Source organism: Acinetobacter septicus, assembly GCF_019355975.1.
In the GTDB taxonomy this organism is placed as follows: Bacteria; Pseudomonadota; Gammaproteobacteria; order Pseudomonadales; family Moraxellaceae; genus Acinetobacter; species Acinetobacter ursingii.
The window spans coordinates 2,373,127-2,391,006 of the sequence record NZ_CP079898.1 but is presented as its reverse complement, the minus strand read 5'-3'; the positions used below and the strand labels follow the sequence as shown (position 1 = coordinate 2,391,006).

Here is a 17,880-nt window from a genome sequence, read left to right as displayed (position 1 = left end):
TTTAGCCTCAATCAAAACCGAATTAGGGAATCATCCACGGCACGATATACGCCTGTACCGTCACGATGATCCCCACAAAGATGGTAAATATGATGCTATGTTTTACGGTAAAACGGAACAAATCTGATTCTTTTCCAACTAATCCCACTGCTGCACAAGCAATAGCAATCGATTGCGGTGAAATCATTTTTCCTGTGACCCCACCACTGGTATTTGCCGCAACCAGTAATACCTCTGGAATCCCAATTTGTTGTGCCGTCGTCGCCTGCAATGCTGAAAATAGCGCATTGGATGACGTATCTGATCCCGTCAGGAACACGCCCAACCACCCCAAAAATGGTGAGAAGAAGGTAAAGGCATGACCCGTATGCGACAATGCTAAAGCCAAAGTTGCAGATAGACCTGAATAGTTGGCGATAAAGGCAAAAGCCAACACCATCCCAATCGAATAAATCGGAACTTTCAGCTCATTTAAGGTTTCGCCAAAAGTCACCACGGCCTGCTTCGCATTCATTTTTAAGAAAATGACGCTAATCACTGCCGCAATAAAAATCGCAGTCCCCGTGGCTGAAAACCAGTCAAATTTATAAATCGCATCATAAGGCGTATGTTCAGCCACAATCGGTGGCATTTTTTCCACCAGACGATGCAAATCTGGAACTTCTATTTTAAAGATCCAATGTTCGAGTGCACCACCTTTGGCAAATAGATCCTTAAACGGTTTAATGCTCCACAAAGTCACCATCGCCGTCAAAATCGCAAACGGAGACCATGCTTTGGCAATTTGTGCAAACGAATATTGGGTGACCGATGCCGTTTGTTGATCTAGCTTTTCTGCTTCGGCGAAACGGAAAATATGCTTTGGCTGCCAGACTTTAAACAATAAAGTTAAGCTGACCAATGAGGCAATTGCTGCTGTAATATCAGGCAATTCTGGCCCAATAAAGTTTGAAGTTAAATATTGAGCAATGGCAAAAGAACCACCACCGACCAACACCGCAGGCCAAGTTTCTTTGACACCACGCCAGCCATCCATAATTGCCATGATCCAAAACAATACGATGATGACTAAAAAAGGTAACTGACGACCTACCATCTGACTGATTTCCATGGTATCCACCCCAGAAACCTGCCCAGCCACAATAATCGGAATCCCCATCGCACCAAAGGCAACAGGCGCCGTATTCACAATCAGACATAGACCCGCAGCATATAGAGGTTTAAAACCAAGCCCCATCAGTAAAGCAGCGGTAATCGCCACTGGCGCGCCAAAACCCGCAGCCCCTTCCAGAAAAGTACCAAATGCAAAGCCTACCAACAGCATTTGTAGACGTTGATCTTCAGTAATGGACAAAATACTGGAACGAATAATGTCAAACTGACCTGTTTTCACCGAAATTTTATATAGGAATACCGCGCCTAGAATAATCCATGCAATCGGCCATAAGCCGTAAAAAAAACCGTAAATGAGCGAAGCAAAGGCCATTGCCGCAGGCATTTGATAAAAGAACAACGCAATAGCCAATGCAATCATCACGGTTAAAGTCGCCGCGATACTGCCCTTTAAACGAAATACGGCCAACGCTAAAAAGAAAAAGATAATTGGAATTAAGGCAATCAGACTAGAAAGCCAGATATTCGCCAGTGGATCATAAACTTGCTGCCAAACATTGAGCATTGTCATCTCCTTGAAATGCTGCCAGATATTTGTTTGATGAATCATCACGATTCAGTATTTATGTTAAAATTGGTATTACCAATTTAAATTAAAAAACAAAATACAGAAGGAATTTATAAACAAATGCATCATAAATAGTCTATATCAGCATTTCAAGGGCAACTTTAAAACATTATTGGTATGACCAATAATAAAACATGATAAAATCTGGTGTTTAGCGGGCATTGTATGATTGACCTATACGACTAAAGTTTCAGCACAAGAATCCACCTTGATCATTCTCGGATTTCAAAAAATAGTGTTTGGCATAAAACGCTGTTTTAATTTTGAGTCAAATTTCGTATAAACCAGACTTTCATTAGCGTCAGTTCTGCTTTTAGATCAGTCCATCTATACAAGGATTGACGAATCATTAAGATCGGTAGATTCTTGACAGAAGATGTCAATTCATCTGTTTGGGAAAAAGGAAAAAATAGGTGTTCGATTTAGACAGCCGTTTACTGAATATTTTTTATCATATTTATAAATCCAAAAGTGTTTCGATGGCAGCAGATGCCATTGGCGTAAGTCAGCCCACGATTAGTAATGGCTTGGTTAAAATTCGCCAACATTTTGATGACCCGCTATTTTTACGGGTCGGAAATGAAATGATTCCAACCGAACTGGCCAAACAAATTTTCCCTTTGGTCAGTGAAGTGATCAATAAAGTCGAGAGCATTAATAATTTTAGTCTGCATTTTGAACCGTCAAAATCTGACATGATACTTACACTTGCCATGACCGATGTATCACATCTGGTACTTTTACCCAAAATTTCCAATTTTTTGGCACAAAGTGCGCCGCAAATTCGCATCAATGTCCGTCCCATCAGTCTGGAAACCAGTTACCAGATGGCCAATGGTGAGATTGATATGGCAATTGGGTTTTTACCACAACTTGAAGATGGCTTTTATCAACAAAAACTATTTTCACAGCGCTATGTGGTGATTTCACGTAAAGATCATCCACGTATTAACGCGCAGAACTTTACCATTGAAGATTATATGCGCGAACTGCATATCGATATTGATACAGGTGTGGGACATTACCAGATTGAAAATGCGTTACAAAACAGTGGTGTGAAGCGTGATATTTTGATTCGCCTACCGAGCTATCTTGGCGTCGGCTTGATGGTACAGGAAACCGATGCGATTGCGACGGTACCTTATTATTTAAGTAAAGTACTGTTATCACGTGATAATTTACAAATTCTGGATGCGCCTGTCGATTTTCCAACGTATAGCATCAAACAACACTGGCATATGTGTTGTCATCATAAAACCAGTCATCAATGGTTTCGTAAATCCTGCTATGAAATTTTTAAAAATATGTCCTGATATCAATGTCTTTAATCAACTTTTTTCATCATTGTTTAAACCCTCTTTATTTTTCTCCCATAGGAAGAAATAAAATGGGTTGATAAAAAAGTCTAATTGAAAAGAGCTTCAATTCAATACTGTTGAATCATGTAAACCTTCTGATTTGCAACTCGGATTTTAACCAAACTTCTGTATAATCATTTCACAAATTTTTAACGCTAACTATTCTAGAAATGACGACACTAACTTGCTTTAAAGCCTATGATATCCGAGGCAAACTCGACACTGAACTGAATGAAGATATTGCTTATAACATTGGTCGTGCTTATGGACAAATCTATCAACCTAAAACGATTGTGATTGGTTGCGACATTCGTTTAAGCAGCGAAGGCTTAAAACAAGCCACCATTCGCGGTTTAAATGATGCAGGCGTGAATGTACTCGATTTAGGCATGACGGGTACCGAAGAAGTTTACTTTGCTGCCTTCCATCTGGATGTACAAGGCGGTATTGAGGTTACGGCGAGCCATAACCCGATGGACTATAATGGCATGAAACTGGTACGTGAAAATGCTCGTCCGATTAGTGCTGATACAGGTTTAAAAGAGATTCAAGCTTTGGCTGAATCACAACAGTTCAATGATGTTGAACATAAAGGAACGACCAGTCACTACAACATCCTTCCTGAGTTTGTCGATCACCTGATGGGCTATATTGATCCAGCAAAAATCAAACCATTAAAACTGGTGGTCAATGCAGGCAACGGTGCGGCAGGTCACGTGATTGATACCATTGAAGAAAAATTTAAAAGTCTGAATGTACCTGTTGAATTTATTAAAATTCATCACGAAGCAGATGGCACTTTCCCAAATGGCATTCCTAACCCACTTTTGTTTGAAAACCGTGATAGCACTTGCGATGCCGTAATTGAACATCATGCAGATATGGGAATTGCCTGGGATGGCGATTTCGACCGTTGTTTTCTATTCGATGAAAAAGGTCAATTTATTGAAGGCTATTATATCGTCGGTCTGTTAGCTCAAGCCTTTTTGATCAAACAATCGGGTGAAAAAATCGTACATGATCCACGCTTGGTCTGGAACACTTTAGATATTGTGGAAAAATATCAGGGTGAAACCGTACAATCCAAATCTGGACATGCCTTTATCAAGCAAGTCATGCGCGAACACAATGCCGTCTATGGTGGTGAAATGAGTGCACACCATTACTTCCGTGACTTTGCTTATTGTGATAGTGGCATGATTCCGTGGTTACTGACCATCGCGCTGCTGTCTGAAACAGGTCAATCGCTTTCAACTTTGGTTGAGAATATGATTGCGAAGTTTCCATGTAGTGGTGAAATTAACTTCAAAGTGGCAGATACGCAAATCACCATTCAGAAACTATTTGATCATTATGCAGCGCAACATCCACAAATCGACCGTACGGATGGTGTCAGTTTAGATTTTGGTATTTGGCGTTTTAATGTACGTGCTTCCAATACCGAACCTTTACTGCGTTTGAATATCGAGAGTCGCGGTGAACAGGCTCGTCCAATGCAAGATTATGTCGATGAGTTAACAGCACTCATTCAGGCTTAAATAATCAAATTAAAATACGGCTGAGATTACTCAATCTCAGCCGTATTGTCTGGCGTTAGACTTAAACCATAAAGATAATTTTCACCCGATAAACTATCCTGATTGATATTTTTATACTGCTCTAAAAGTTGCTTGGCATCATGCTTACACTCAGAAGCAGGCATCAAAAATTTAGGGTGAATCACCTCATAACAGCCCGATAAGCGCTGCATAAAATGATAATATGGAGAAAGCGGCAATCCTGCGACCTGCAATAATTTAGGTGCCACAAAACTGCTTGGAGTCGACTCTTGCTGTAACACTTTTTTCTGAATTGGAAAATTACTCCAGAGCGCCAAAGGCGTTTGATAGTTCTTTAAAGCCGTGCGTTCTGGATCATTTTTAAAATAATCATATTCATCATAAACGCCCTGCAAATTTGGCAAATGATCGCCAAAAACCAGCACAATGGTGGGTTGTTTTAAGGTTTTCAAATATGCAGTTAATTCTGATAATTTCTGATCTGCTCGTGCAACGCCAGCCGTATACGTACTGAGTTTTCGTTGGTTGAGCTCTGAAAGCGTTTTGCTGAACTTAAATTGTTGTTTGCCATAACGATCATCATTGTACATTGGATGATTTTCAACCGTAATCGCATAAATAAACTTGGGCTGATCCCCTTGCTGTAACACTTTTTTAATATTTTCGTAAATCAGCACATCCGTCGCCCACCCGCCTGCGTTAAATATCTGAGGTCGTTTTTCTTGCGAAACCATATTCTCTAAAGAAATAAATTGTTGAAAGCCTAAAGCAGGATAGACCTTATTACGATTATAGTAGTAGCCATAATTATTGTGCATGGCAATGGTTTGATACCCCAAACCATCCAGATAAAAGGGTAACGCATAAATCGGACGTTTCACTTTAGACACATACAATAATTCATTGGGAAAAAATGCCGTGTTTAAACTGGTCAATACCTCAAATTCAACATTGGCTGTCCCACCGCCAAATGAAGGTGAAATCAATTGCGATACCTGATTTTTCTGAAAAAAAGGCAATAAATTACGCCCTAAAGCCTGATCCAGATGTCGCGGATCCCAAAAGGATTCTTGCATAATAATCACGATATTGGGTTTTATTGCATCATCAGCCAAAGTACCTTTAACTTCTGGATTTTGATGCAAAATATCCTGTATCGCCTGCTCGGACACTTGCGCACGGGGCAATAACCGATCTGTCACCTGATCGAGTATTTTAGAAATATAAAATGTACTAAAACCATAATTTTGAATTTTACGATAATCTCCAACCCAGTCATTTCGTGTATTGGGAAAATCTGCGAGTTGATTACAAATGGCGGGACGATCGTCACGCTGACAAGCCCCTGTCGGATTCATAATGAAATTGAGATATATCAAACTGCTACTGATAAAAAAGAAAATAATCGTGTTCGGAACATAACTATGTATCGTTGTTTTTTCTTCTTTTCTGATTGCAATCACCAATACCACGAGGAACAGTGCAATTAAAATGAAAAAAATCAGTTGTAATGACCATGGAGAAGCTTTCATCGCCTCTGGTAATAAAAACACATCTTCAGGACTGAGATTGCTGAATAAATATTGTTGTTTTTTCTGATTAATAAAATTCAGAAACATCACAAAAATTTGACTTAAAATCAATGCCGTATATTGACGGCCAGTGGCGATAAAGAAAAGCTGAATAATGGCGTAATTAAATAAAACGGCGAATAGAACTTTGTTATAGCCAATATATAAATAAAACTTTTTAAGTGTAAATGCATCGCCCCAGCCAATGTAGACACCAATACATGCAGATAAAAAAGCAACGCCAATAAACAGCAATTGCTGGCGTAAAAACGACATAGGCAGATCTGGGAGAAATACAACAAAGCTTTATTTTAGCATATATTCGAGATAGGCTTACTTTATTCAGAATGTAACCCAACAGAAAAAAGCAGCTCGAAAGCTACTTTGTAAAATCAATAGCTTTCTTTCATCATTGTTTAGATTCTCATTATTTTCTCCTTAAAAGAGAAATAAAAGGAACTAATGAAAGAAATATAATACATGATCAAAATTCAAACAGAACTTGATCTGATCATTCGACATCCCGATAACCATTTGGATTTTGTTTTTGCCAATGCCAACTGTCTTTCAGCATATCTTCTAGCGTGAATTGCGCACTCCAGCCTAACTCTTCTCTTGCTCGTGAAGCATCTGCATAAAAAGCGGATAAATCTCCAGCCCTACGCTCAACAAACTCTGTAGGAATGGAAACCCCATTTACTCTTTCAAAAGTTTGCTTAATTTGTAGAACTGAGATCGCGATACCTGTTCCAATATTCCAGGCACGACAACCTCGATGATTCAAGCGATTATCGACAGCTAAGACATGCGCTTTTGATAAATCAACCACATGAATAAAATCTCGCTCACATGTTCCATCCAAAGTAGGATAATCATTACCAAAAATCGCTAATTTCTCACGACGACCGACCGCTACTTGAGTCACATAAGGCATTAAGTTATTTGGAATACCAAGCGGATCTTCACCAATTCTTCCACTTTGATGCGCCCCGACCGGATTAAAATAACGCAATAAGGCAATTGACCAACGTTCATCAGCTTCAGCTGTCTTTTCTAAGATCTGCTCAATAACTAATTTAGTATAGCCATAGTTATTATTTGGCATACTGAGTGTCATATTTTCACTGTACGGCGATGAATTCAGCTCGCCATAAACCGTTGCAGATGAGCTAAATACAAGCTTAAAGACTTCTGCACGTTGCATGGCATTGACGAGATTAATACTTCCCGCAATATTATTATCAAAATAAATTAGAGGCTGTTGCTGACTTTCACCGACTGCCTTTAAACCCGCAAAATGAATCACCGCATCAATTTGATGCTGTGCAAACACATGATCGAGTTGTTCACTATTACGGATATCACCTTCCACAAAAGTCAGAGATTTTCCAGTCAATTCCTGAACTCGATTAAGCGACTTTATAGAACTATTTGATAAATTATCAAATACTACGACATTATGATTTGCATTGAGTAATTCAACACAAGTATGTGAACCGATATATCCAGCGCCGCCAGTCACTAAAATATTTGCCATCTTTGTCTTAACCCTTTTTATTTCCAAGCAGCAACTCAATCAAACCTCGCGTTGAGGCATCCAGATGTGTTGTCTCTTGTTGCTGACCATTTAAGATCGGTAAAATTTGATTGGCGATTTCCTTGCCTTTTTCCACGCCCCATTGATCAAAGGGATTAATATTCCATAATACAGACTGTACAAAAACCTTATGTTCATATAGCGCAATCAACATGCCTAAGGTTTTTGGATTTAACTCTTTAATTAAAAAAGTCGAACTCGGTTGATTACCCGTATATTGTTTATAGATGGGTAAATTTTCTAACTCTTTTTGATCTAAAGCCTGATTACCAAAGGCCAAAAGCCGAGACTGTGCCAAACAGTTGGATAAAGCCAAATGATGTTGCTCAATCAATGCTTCAGCATTTTCAACATAAGTAAAATGATTGGCATTATAGCGTTGAATTGGCGCGATAAAATCACAACTCACCGCATGCGTACCTTGATGTAGTAATTGATAGAAAGCATGTTGGGCGTTTGGTCCCACTTCGCCCCAAACAATTGGACACGTGCCAGATTCAACTTTGTGATTATCACGTTGAACCGACTTCCCATTCGATTCCATTTCCAATTGTTGCAGATAAGAGGCAAAATATTTTAAGCGACCATCATAAGGCAAGACTGCATGGGTTTGCATGTTTAAATAGTTAGTATTCCATGCCCCAAGCAATCCCATCATCACTGGGACATTTTCATGAAATGGGGTCTGACGAAAATGCTGATCAATTAGATAGGCACCTGCCAACAGTTCCTGAAATCCTTCAACACCCACTTTAAGCGCAATCGGTAAACCAATGCATGACCATAAGGAATATCGACCACCGACCCAATCCCATAGTAATAGCTGATTGTCAGAATGAATGCCCCACTCAGTCATTTTTTCAGGTTTGGTCGACACCCCAATAAAATGGCTTTTTAATACACAATGACGATCACCTAGTGCCTTTTCCAGCCATAAACGCGCCGTTTCAGCATTAGATAGCGTATCAATCGTTCCAAAAGACTTAGATGAAATAATAAATAGCGTCGTTTCTGGGCGTAACTGATGTAATAAGTCAGAGAGCTGGCTACCATCCATCGTCGATACGAAATGTACGTCCAATGGTTTTGCTGTTGGCACTTTAAAATCAGACAAAGCATGTGTCACCATCAATGGACCTAAATCAGAACCACCGACGCCAATATTCACCACATCTTGAATCACTTCGCCTGTTACGCCACGATATTGTCCAGCATGGATTTTTTCAACCAATCGAAACATCCGATCCAATTGTTCATTGACTTGCATTGACAGTTCAGAAAACTGCACCGTATTTTTAGGTAATCGCAATGCCCAGTGCATAGCAGCGCGTTTTTCAGTATAATTAATCAGCTCTTGTGAAAATAATTGCTTAATCCATTCCTTCAAATCTTTAGCTTCAGCCCATGCCACTAAAGACTGTATTATGTCCTGATTGACTCGATGCTTACTATAATCGAAAGTCAAATCATCGCAACCCAATGAAAACTGCTCAAATCGATCATTTTGTTGTTCAAATAATTGATTCAGATGCATGTCTTGCATCTTCTCAGCAAGAGATTGAAGTTGTATTACTGCTGATTGTTTATTTTGCTTTGGAAATTTTTCAATATTTTCATTCATAGCCGACCAACACCTTCATAGGCGAAACCCTGAGCTTTTACAAAATCAGGATCATAAAGATTACGTCCATCCAGAATAAGGGGATGACGCATTGTTTGCTGTAGTTTTTTATAATCAGGACTGTAATATTGTTTCCATGCGGTAATCACACAAAGTGCATCTGCATTTTGCACTACGTCATAAGCGTCCAGACTCAAAATCAAGTCATCTCGCTCACCATACATTTTATAAATTTCTTGTAAAGCCTGTGGATCATGCAGTTGCACCTTAGCACCTTGTGCCCACAATGCAGCTAACATTGCATGAATCGGAGAATTATGAATACTTGATGTATTTTCTTTAAATGCAGCCCCCCAGATGGCAATGGTTTTGCCTTTTAAATCTGAATGGTAATAATTCCAGAGCTTACGAAATAGAATTTCTTTTTGTTGCTCATTAATTTCCCAAACCTGCTCTAACAAACGGCTTTTCGCACCACTTTTAGAGACTTCGCTAGATAAGGTCAAAATATCATGCGAGAAATTCTCCCCCCCAAAACCTGCACCCGCCGATAAATAGGCTGAACCAATACGGGTATCCGCGCCCATTCCTTGCCTTACATTGGCAATATCAATGCCTAGCTTTTCAGCCACGAGAGCCAAATCATTCATATAGCTAATTCGCGTCGCCAACATGCCTGAAATACTCAATTTAGTAAATTCAGCATCCAAAATAGGCATAAACAAATATTGATTTTGATAGCGAAAAAATGGGCGAAGGAGTTCTTCCATCATCAATTTGGCAGCTTCTGCCTCTGCTCCAATAATGACGTGTTTGACATTCAGAACACTATTAATCGCATTGCCTTCCTGAATGACGTCAGGAAAATACACCCAGTCATCATTCGGTAAAATTGCTTTCAGCTTATCTGTTCCATGCAAACCAAAAGTTGAGCCATTGACCATCAGCTTTGGATGAATAATCGGGCGTAATGCAAGTTCTTTTAATGTGTTTAAGGCAAGTTTGAATTCAGCTGGATTATAACAAAATAGATAAGTATCAATATCTAAAGGCAAATCTACCAATGTGCTTTGTAGCAACATTTTGGCTTCACGTTGTTTACTTAAACGACGATTCACCTCTTCATCCTGATATTGAATATTTATGGATGTTGTGGATAGATGCGAATGTTGATAGCACCAATAGACTTGATTACCATATTCGGCTAATAAAGCTGCCAATACGCCAGCCTGTAACGTAGTCCCTAATATCGCAATCTTCATTTTTTATACCTGAGGTCTTATAAATTTAAAGAGCTAACTCACGAATCAGTGTTTTAAAATCATTACCTAATTTAGGATGTTCAATCCCATAATGTAAAATCGCTTTTAAATAGCCCAATTTACTACCACAGTCAAAAGTCTGTCCCTGCATCCGATAGGCTTCAACTTGTTCTGACTCTTGTAACATAGCAATCGCATCAGTCAACTGGATTTCATTACCTGCACCCTTTGGTGTTTGCTCCAAGAGCTGCATAATCTTGGCAGGTAAAACATAACGACCGACCACTGAAAGATTTGATGGTGCAGCACCCACCGCAGGTTTTTCTACAATACCCTGCATGATTTGGCTTTGGCCTTCTTCGGGAATTGTTGCAACATCGACAATACCGTACTGATCTACTAAATCATCAGGTACAGCCTCTACCATGATTTGCGCTGCATGAGTTTCATCAAACCGCTGTATCATACGCGCTAAATCATTTTGCTCAGATTTTGCTTTAACCAAAACATCAGGAAGTAACACTGCAAAGTCATTATTTCCCACAATACTTTTGGCACAAAGAACTGCATGACCTAGACCTAAAGGTTTTGGCTGACGCACACTCACTACGCTGACATTGGGAGGAACAATATCCGTAATTTCTTTAAGCAAATCAAACTTCTTTTTTTGCTCTAACGTCGTTTCAAGTTCAAAATTACGATCAAAATAATTTTCAATGGACGCTTTAGATGAATGAGTCACCAAAATAATCTGCTCGATACCTGCTGCAACCGCTTCACGTACCACGTATTCAATGGCTGGACGATCCACCACTGTGACCATCTCTTTGGGAATTGATTTACTAGCAGGTAAAAAACGAGTACCCAAGCCTGCTACTGGTAAAATTGCTTTTTTGATCATTTCACTATCTATATTTTATTTACAAAAAGGAGTTAAGGAATTTAATCACTATTCAATAATTAGAACTGAAAATTATCAGCTTGGTGTTTTCGCAATTCCAAATTAGTGCATAAATTCTATAGGAATTTCTATACTAACAGAAGCACCCCTGTCTCGATGATTAATATCAGAGTCACTCAACCATCCTCTGATTTTTAACGGAATATCGCTTTTGAAATAATGTGTCCAAGTTAAATCCAAAGCCTTAATTTTATCTTCTTGAGGAAAAGCCTGATTAATCGCAAGATTTGACTGATTGACTTTTGTATATAAAACTCGACCACTTAGCCGATTCATTGAATCAAAACGAATATCCCCCCCTATTGAATACATTTCTCCATCCCCACCAATAGGATAAGCAAGAGGATAGCCATGTTGATAAAACCCATCTGTATAAACTGAATGATTATAGGTATATCCCCATACATCTCCATTCGTACGCGTATCTGCCCATTCAGCATAGACACTATAAGGCATATTTTTAAAGCTAGAAGCAAAATCGACACCAGCTAGATATAATTTACGAGATGGCAGTCCTCCTGCCTCATCCTCACCAACTGCTTGACCGTAAAGGCTAACTGGTAATTTTAATATACCATTCAATCCTAAACGAAAATCAAGACCCGCGAGTTGATTCGAACGATCTTCATTCGTATCATATACGTTATCATTGCCTTTGATGGCATCCCACAATGTACTGAAGCTTTCTGAGCGCCCCTCTCCTCCCCATTGTAATACACGAGAAGCACCCACCTCTAAATAAGGGAAGGGTTGAGCCGTTAATCGCAAACCTAATAATTTTGCATCTGGAACAGCATGATAATCTTTAAGTTGACCTGCAAAAGCTTGATACTGCCAAGGACCGATCCAAGACAGCCATTTTGTTTCAAAAGCATTTTGTATAGCTCGTTGCATGGTAAAACCATAAACAGGTCTCGAAGCATCACCACGAATTAAGCTACCTTCATGACCTGGTCCCCACCATGTTGGAATTTGTCCAGCAACCACCCATTGATTCCAAAGTTTACCCGCAATATAAAATCCTTCTACATTCACATCGTCATTGTTGTCATCTATTTGGTCTTTTTCCAAGTTGACATGTAATTTAGCATCCCAATTATCTCCCCCTCCATTTAACTCTATATTACCCTGATATTGCGACTTACTTACATCACCAAAAGATTGAGGAAGATAGCTCTGATCTGTCTCGGCAAATAGACCCACTTTAAACTGACCATTATCTACTTTTAAGTTATTTTTTATTGAGGTAATAACTTTTTCTTGTGCTGGCGTCTGAACGTTTGCTTGTTCAAGAGCTTTTAATATTTCATCCCCACTTAGCGGCCATGTAGATGTACTTACATGAATCACACCTTGCTGGTTTAACCAAATAAGGTCATTACGTAAATCTGAATTGTTAAGTAAAATTCCTTGAGCAAAGGTCTGTGTTCCTGAACCTGCTAAAATAATAAAAAAGGCAAGTTTTTTTTTAAAATTCATCATATTATGGACTCAAAATTTCACTACATGTATAAAATACTATTGATAAGGTTATATTAGCTAAAATAAAAAAAAATTCCGTTATTTTAATGTTTTTCGTGTACTTTTGTATCTAAATAGAAATTTCTGATATTTCAAATATTGAAGTCTTCACTATATTTCATATAGAATCTCGTATAGATTTTATTTTCAATTCAATTGTAATAAATAAAGTTTTACAATTGCAAAAATGTTCTTTGAGCACAATAGACGTGATACATGAATACAAAATTACCAGAACAAACCGTTATTGATCAAAAAATTAACTATATTCAATCTCCGGTCAAAAGAATATTTGATTTTTGTCTAGCTGTTGCATTATTTATTATTTTATCCCCGTTTTTTATATTGTTTTCTATAATCGTCAAACTCGATGGAGGCTCTGCTTTCTATGGGCACGAGAGAATTGGTAAGAATGGTAAAAAGTTTAAATGCTTGAAATTTCGATCAATGGCAAGTAACTCTAAAGAACTTCTTCAACAAATTTTGGATAATGATCCCTTAGCGAAAAAAGAATGGCAAGAAACTTTCAAATTAAAAAATGATCCGAGGATCACAAAAATTGGGCATTTCCTAAGAAAATCAAGCCTAGATGAAATGCCGCAATTGATTAACATTATGAAAGGTGAAATGAGTTTTGTTGGACCACGTCCTGTAACAGCAGCAGAATTACCTCAATATAAAGATAATGTTATTTATTATTTAAACGTCACTCCAGGACTCACTGGCTTGTGGCAAGTAAGTGGTCGTAATGATGTAAATTATGAAACCAGAGTTGCTTTAGATACAAAGTATATTCAAAGTTGGTCTTTTTTTCAGGATATAAAGATTTTATGCAAAACTGTTTTAGTTGTACTTTTTAGAAAGGGTGCATATTAAATTCTATTTCCTTTACTTTTATTATAACTAGTCGCTTCAGCTTTAAGGCAATTTTTTATGAGTTTTAAAATTACACCAGTAATTATGGCCGGTGGTAGCGGTACCCGCTTATGGCCTTTGTCACGCACACAATATCCGAAACAATTTTTAAAACTCTCTCCAGATGGCTATACTTTATTACAAGCCACACTTTTACGTTTAAAAAATCTTGATTGTGCAGACCCAATACTCATTTGCAATGAAGAGCATCGCTTTTTGGCAGCCGAGCAAATGCGCGAAATTGGCATAACAGCCAAAATTATTTTAGAACCAGAAGGTAAAAATACTGCGCCTGCCATTACCCTTGCTGCACTGCACCAAACCCAACAGACAAAAAACTCAGATACAATCATGCTGGTGTTAGCAGCAGATCATGTGATTAAACAGCAAGACCAATTTGAAGAATGCATTATACAGGCTTTAGAGCTTGCCAAGCTTGACAAACTGGTGACTTTTGGGATTGTACCTACACATGCAGAAACAGGCTATGGTTATATCGAAAAAGGCAGCAGAGAATTAAATGGCTTTCAGGTACAGCGCTTTGTAGAGAAGCCAGATGCGGTCACAGCGCAACAATATTTAGAGAGCCAGAAATTTCTTTGGAATAGCGGCATGTTTATGTTTAAGGCCGACGTTTATTTAAACGAACTGCAAAAGTATGCACAAGATATCTATACCTCATGTGTTGCTTCGATGCAGAACACCAAAGCAGATCTAGATTTTATCCGTATCGATAAAGAAGCTTTTAAAAAGTGTCGTTCTGAGTCGATTGACTATGCTGTGATGGAGCAAACCAAAGATGCAGTGGTGGTGCCACTTGATGCCAACTGGAACGACGTAGGCTCTTGGTCTGCGCTTTGGGATATTCAAGATAAAGATGCACAAGGCAATGTAATTCAGGGTGATGTCATTACTGTAAAAAGCCAAAACAATTATGTTTTTAGCGAAAGCCGTTTGGTGAGTTTACTTGGCGTTGACAACCTGGTGGTGATTGAAACCAAAGATGCGATACTGGTTGCAGATAAATCCAAAGTACAAGACATTAAAAAGATTGTCGAAAGCATTAAAGAACAAGGTCGTACTGAACATTTCTGCCACCGCGAAGTCTATCGGCCATGGGGTAAATACGACAGTATCGACCATGCAGAGCGCTATCAGGTAAAACGTATCACCGTTAAACCTGGTCAAAAACTCTCGATTCAAATGCACCATCATCGCTCTGAACATTGGATTGTGGTGAGTGGTACAGCTAAGATTCACAAAGGAAAAGAGTCATTTTTACTCACAGAAAATCAGTCGACTTATATTCCTTTAGGTGAGATTCATGCGCTTGAAAATCCGGGTAAAGTTCAACTTGAATTAATTGAAGTTCAATCGGGCTCTTATTTGGGCGAAGACGATATTGTTCGTTTTGAAGACTTGTATGGTCGTTGTTAAAAAATAGTCAGTCTATTCAAGCCGCGCGAAATGCTCGGCTTGAATAATTTTAAACTATGACATCGATTCTTTTTTAATAGCCCATTTTTGCTGAACATACTGGTTAATTTCGCTGTGAAAGCGTTGATTGGAAAACTTTAAAGCCTGATTACGGCAGTTTTCTGGCAAAAATAAATCACTGTTCTGCTCAAACCCCTCAACTGCTGCAATCACACTTGATACTTCCTGCTTATCGAAAAAGGCCCCTGTTGGATTTGCTGAGTGAATAGCATTTATGGTTTCTAACGCCCCACCTTTACCAAAAGCGATCACGGGTGTACCACATGCTTGAGACTCAACAGGTGTAATGCCAAAGTCTTCTTCCGCCGCAAATACAAAGGCTTTGGCACGCTGCATGTAATCTTGCATCACACTATTCGGTTGATAACCTAAAATTTCAATATTAGACGTCGCTTTAGATTTGATTTTTTTCATGTCTGGGCCATCCCCAATAACCACCAATTTTTTATTTGGCATGTGGGCAAAAGCCTCAACAATTAAATCAATTTTCTTATAAGGCACCATACGCGAAGCGGTAAAGTAAAAATCATCTTTGTTTTCACGTAATGTAAAGCGGTCTGTGTCGACAGGAGGATAAATGACATCTGCATCGCGCCCATAAACCTTATGAATACGACGCGCAATAAATTTGGAGTTTGCAACAAAGTGATCTACCCCATTGGCGGTGCGATAGTCCCACATTCTTATTTTGTGTAACAACCAACGTACAATGATAGCTTTAATGCCTTTGGTAAGCCCCAACTCACGTAAATACTGATGCTGTAAGTCCCATGCATAGCGTATAGGCGAATGAACATAACTGATGTGCAGTTGGTCTGGCCCCGTAAGCACACCTTTAGCTACTGCATGACTACTCGATAAAATCACATCATAGGCAGAGACATCTAACTGCTCAATGGCTAAAGGCATAAATGGAAGATAATTGCGGTATTTCGTTTCAGCTTTAGGAAATTTTTGAATAAATGTTGTTTGGGCGTGTTTACCTAAAAAATGCTGTCGACTTTCATCACTTAAAAAATCAATTACAGCAAATAGGTCTGATTTTGGGAAAACTTTTAATATTTCAGTCATTACGCGCTCAGCACCCGCATAGGTGACAAGCCAATCTGCAACTAAAGCTGTTTTTGGTTCTGTTATCATAGGAAGCTCTTACTCATCCATAATTTTGTAAAAAAATTGAATTTTTGAAGTTAGCAAGTATATACCATTTATATTCCGATAGGATTTCATTATAATTCGAGGTAATTAAAATCTCGTTTAATAAAATTGTATGTTAAATCAACAAAATAAAGTAATTTTCGATACACGTTGGTTTGGAGAGCATGGTATCGGGCGTTTTGCGACAGAAGTTTATGACGAAGATTTCTTTCAGCCAATAAAATTAAAAGGCAACCCTGTATCAATTTTTGATGTTATTAAGCTTACTATATATTTGTTTTTTAACAAAAACTTCTTTTTTTCACCTGGTTTTAATGCACCTTTTTTCTTTTTACATCGAACAGCAATTACTATCCATGATCTCAACCATATAGATGTAGATGCCAATACATCCTTTTTAAAGAAACTCTATTACAACATTGTTCTTAAGAGGGCATGTAGAAAAGCTGCACTGATATTTACCGTCTCTGAGTTTTCAAAAGGCAGAATTGTAGACTGGTCGGGTATCAATCCAGATAAGGTGAAAGTAGTGTATAACGGTGTATCGAGTGCTTTTCATCAAGATGTGCAGCCCTACCTACCGGGTTTTCCGTATATTTTCATAGTGGGTAATCGAAAGCTACATAAAAATGAAGACCGAGCTTTAAGAGCTTTTGCACAGGCAAATATAGATAAAAATATCCATGTTTTATTTTCGGGTAAACCTTCTGATCAATTAGCAAATACAGCGAAAGAGCTTCAAATTGAAGATCGAGTTAAGTTTCTCGGGCGATTAAGTGAAGATGAACTGGCATCTACCTACAAAGGCGCACTCTGCCTACTTTTTCCATCACTTTATGAAGGTTTTGGGCTTCCTGTAATTGAAGCGATGGCATGTGGAACACCTGTAATTACGTCGAATACGACCTCGCTTGTAGAAATTGCTAACAATAGTTGTGAATTGATAAATCCAACAAAAATTGAACAAATTAGTAAAGCGATTGAAAAAATTCTGGACAATATTGAACTTCGAAAAAAATATGTCGAATACGGTTTAATTAATATACAAGCTTATAAGTGGTGTGATTCAAAAGAAAGATTAAAAAACTATTTATAACCTACTATTAAGTTTGAGAAATC

The 17,880-nt window shown here is 38.4% G+C and carries 13 protein-coding genes; 5 read left to right on the top strand and 8 right to left on the bottom strand.

Translation table 11 applies throughout. The annotated features are described in order from the left end of the window. Positions 1-22: 22 nt before the first annotated feature. Positions 23-1,684: an L-lactate permease gene (lldP, locus tag I6L31_RS11395; protein ID WP_171063257.1), complete on the bottom strand. Its 1,662-nt coding sequence runs from the start codon at positions 1,682-1,684 to the stop codon at positions 23-25. 470 nt (positions 1,685-2,154) lie between these two features. Between lldP and I6L31_RS11390 the strand changes: the two genes are divergently transcribed. Continuing rightward, the gene (locus I6L31_RS11390; RefSeq protein ID WP_004988740.1) at positions 2,155-3,054 is read left to right on the top strand and encodes a LysR family transcriptional regulator; all 900 of its coding nucleotides are present in this window, start codon (positions 2,155-2,157) and stop codon (positions 3,052-3,054) included. A 215-nt stretch (positions 3,055-3,269) separates the two neighbouring features. Continuing rightward, positions 3,270-4,637, top strand: coding sequence for a phosphohexomutase domain-containing protein (locus tag I6L31_RS11385; RefSeq protein ID WP_004988742.1), 1,368 nt, complete (start codon positions 3,270-3,272; stop codon positions 4,635-4,637). 26 nt (positions 4,638-4,663) lie between these two features. Here the strand turns inward: I6L31_RS11385 and I6L31_RS11380 are convergent, their stop codons facing one another. The 6 genes from I6L31_RS11380 to I6L31_RS11355 form a co-directional block, all read right to left on the bottom strand. Next, positions 4,664-6,505 carry an LTA synthase family protein gene (locus I6L31_RS11380; protein ID WP_005000864.1) on the bottom strand — a complete coding sequence of 614 codons (1,842 nt, stop codon included), beginning with the start codon at positions 6,503-6,505 and terminating at the stop codon, positions 4,664-4,666. Between the two features lie 235 nt (positions 6,506-6,740). After that, on the bottom strand, positions 6,741-7,766 hold the full coding sequence (gene galE / locus I6L31_RS11375; RefSeq protein ID WP_005000863.1) for a UDP-glucose 4-epimerase GalE: 1,026 nt from the start codon (positions 7,764-7,766) through the stop codon (positions 6,741-6,743). A 7-nt stretch (positions 7,767-7,773) separates the two neighbouring features. Then, positions 7,774-9,447 carry a glucose-6-phosphate isomerase gene (gene pgi, locus I6L31_RS11370; RefSeq protein ID WP_005000857.1) on the bottom strand — a complete coding sequence of 558 codons (1,674 nt, stop codon included), beginning with the start codon at positions 9,445-9,447 and terminating at the stop codon, positions 7,774-7,776. Further along, positions 9,444-10,709 (bottom strand): nucleotide sugar dehydrogenase, encoded by a 1,266-nt coding sequence (locus I6L31_RS11365; protein ID WP_005000856.1) that lies wholly within the window; start codon positions 10,707-10,709, stop codon positions 9,444-9,446. Before I6L31_RS11365 ends, pgi begins: the two co-directional genes overlap by 4 nt. Before the next feature lie 25 nt (positions 10,710-10,734). After that, on the bottom strand, positions 10,735-11,610 hold the full coding sequence (galU, locus tag I6L31_RS11360) for a UTP--glucose-1-phosphate uridylyltransferase GalU (RefSeq protein WP_004988748.1): 876 nt from the start codon (positions 11,608-11,610) through the stop codon (positions 10,735-10,737). A 102-nt stretch (positions 11,611-11,712) separates the two neighbouring features. Next, positions 11,713-13,152 (bottom strand): capsule assembly Wzi family protein, encoded by a 1,440-nt coding sequence (locus tag I6L31_RS11355; RefSeq protein WP_005000853.1) that lies wholly within the window; start codon positions 13,150-13,152, stop codon positions 11,713-11,715. Between the two features lie 255 nt (positions 13,153-13,407). On the opposite strand from I6L31_RS11355, the gene I6L31_RS11350 reads away from it, so the two are divergent. Both I6L31_RS11350 and I6L31_RS11345 read left to right on the top strand, forming a co-directional pair. After that, complete coding sequence (locus I6L31_RS11350) at positions 13,408-14,067, top strand: sugar transferase (protein WP_004988750.1); 660 nt, start codon at positions 13,408-13,410, stop codon at positions 14,065-14,067. A 57-nt stretch (positions 14,068-14,124) separates the two neighbouring features. Continuing rightward, entirely contained in the window at positions 14,125-15,543 is a 1,419-nt protein-coding gene (locus I6L31_RS11345) for a mannose-1-phosphate guanylyltransferase/mannose-6-phosphate isomerase (protein ID WP_005000850.1), read from the top strand. A 54-nt stretch (positions 15,544-15,597) separates the two neighbouring features. On the opposite strand, the gene I6L31_RS11340 is transcribed toward I6L31_RS11345, so the two are convergent. Next, the gene (locus I6L31_RS11340) at positions 15,598-16,743 is read right to left on the bottom strand and encodes a glycosyltransferase family 4 protein (RefSeq protein ID WP_005000847.1); all 1,146 of its coding nucleotides are present in this window, start codon (positions 16,741-16,743) and stop codon (positions 15,598-15,600) included. A 130-nt stretch (positions 16,744-16,873) separates the two neighbouring features. Between I6L31_RS11340 and I6L31_RS11335 the strand changes: the two genes are divergently transcribed. Then, positions 16,874-17,857, top strand: a complete 984-nt coding sequence (locus I6L31_RS11335; protein WP_005000845.1) for a glycosyltransferase family 4 protein — start codon at positions 16,874-16,876, stop codon at positions 17,855-17,857. Positions 17,858-17,880 lie beyond the last annotated feature (23 nt).

What these genes read in the sequence shown, in the direction of transcription:
- I6L31_RS11350 (WP_004988750.1), top strand. Translation starts at nt 13,408, where the DNA reads ATGAATACAAAATTACCAGAACAAACCGTTATTGATCAAAAAATTAAC.
- I6L31_RS11385 (WP_004988742.1), top strand. Translation starts at nt 3,270, where the DNA reads ATGACGACACTAACTTGCTTTAAAGCCTATGATATCCGAGGCAAACTC.
- I6L31_RS11340 (WP_005000847.1), bottom strand. Translation starts at nt 16,743, where the DNA reads ATGATAACAGAACCAAAAACAGCTTTAGTTGCAGATTGGCTTGTCACC.
- I6L31_RS11345 (WP_005000850.1), top strand. Translation starts at nt 14,125, where the DNA reads ATGAGTTTTAAAATTACACCAGTAATTATGGCCGGTGGTAGCGGTACC.
- I6L31_RS11365 (WP_005000856.1), bottom strand. Translation starts at nt 10,709, where the DNA reads ATGAAGATTGCGATATTAGGGACTACGTTACAGGCTGGCGTATTGGCA.
- galU (WP_004988748.1), bottom strand. Translation starts at nt 11,610, where the DNA reads ATGATCAAAAAAGCAATTTTACCAGTAGCAGGCTTGGGTACTCGTTTT.
- galE (WP_005000863.1), bottom strand. Translation starts at nt 7,766, where the DNA reads ATGGCAAATATTTTAGTGACTGGCGGCGCTGGATATATCGGTTCACAT.
- pgi (WP_005000857.1), bottom strand. Translation starts at nt 9,447, where the DNA reads ATGAATGAAAATATTGAAAAATTTCCAAAGCAAAATAAACAATCAGCA.
- I6L31_RS11355 (WP_005000853.1), bottom strand. Translation starts at nt 13,152, where the DNA reads ATGATGAATTTTAAAAAAAAACTTGCCTTTTTTATTATTTTAGCAGGT.
- I6L31_RS11335 (WP_005000845.1), top strand. Translation starts at nt 16,874, where the DNA reads ATGTTAAATCAACAAAATAAAGTAATTTTCGATACACGTTGGTTTGGA.
- lldP (WP_171063257.1), bottom strand. Translation starts at nt 1,684, where the DNA reads ATGACAATGCTCAATGTTTGGCAGCAAGTTTATGATCCACTGGCGAAT.
- I6L31_RS11380 (WP_005000864.1), bottom strand. Translation starts at nt 6,505, where the DNA reads ATGTCGTTTTTACGCCAGCAATTGCTGTTTATTGGCGTTGCTTTTTTA.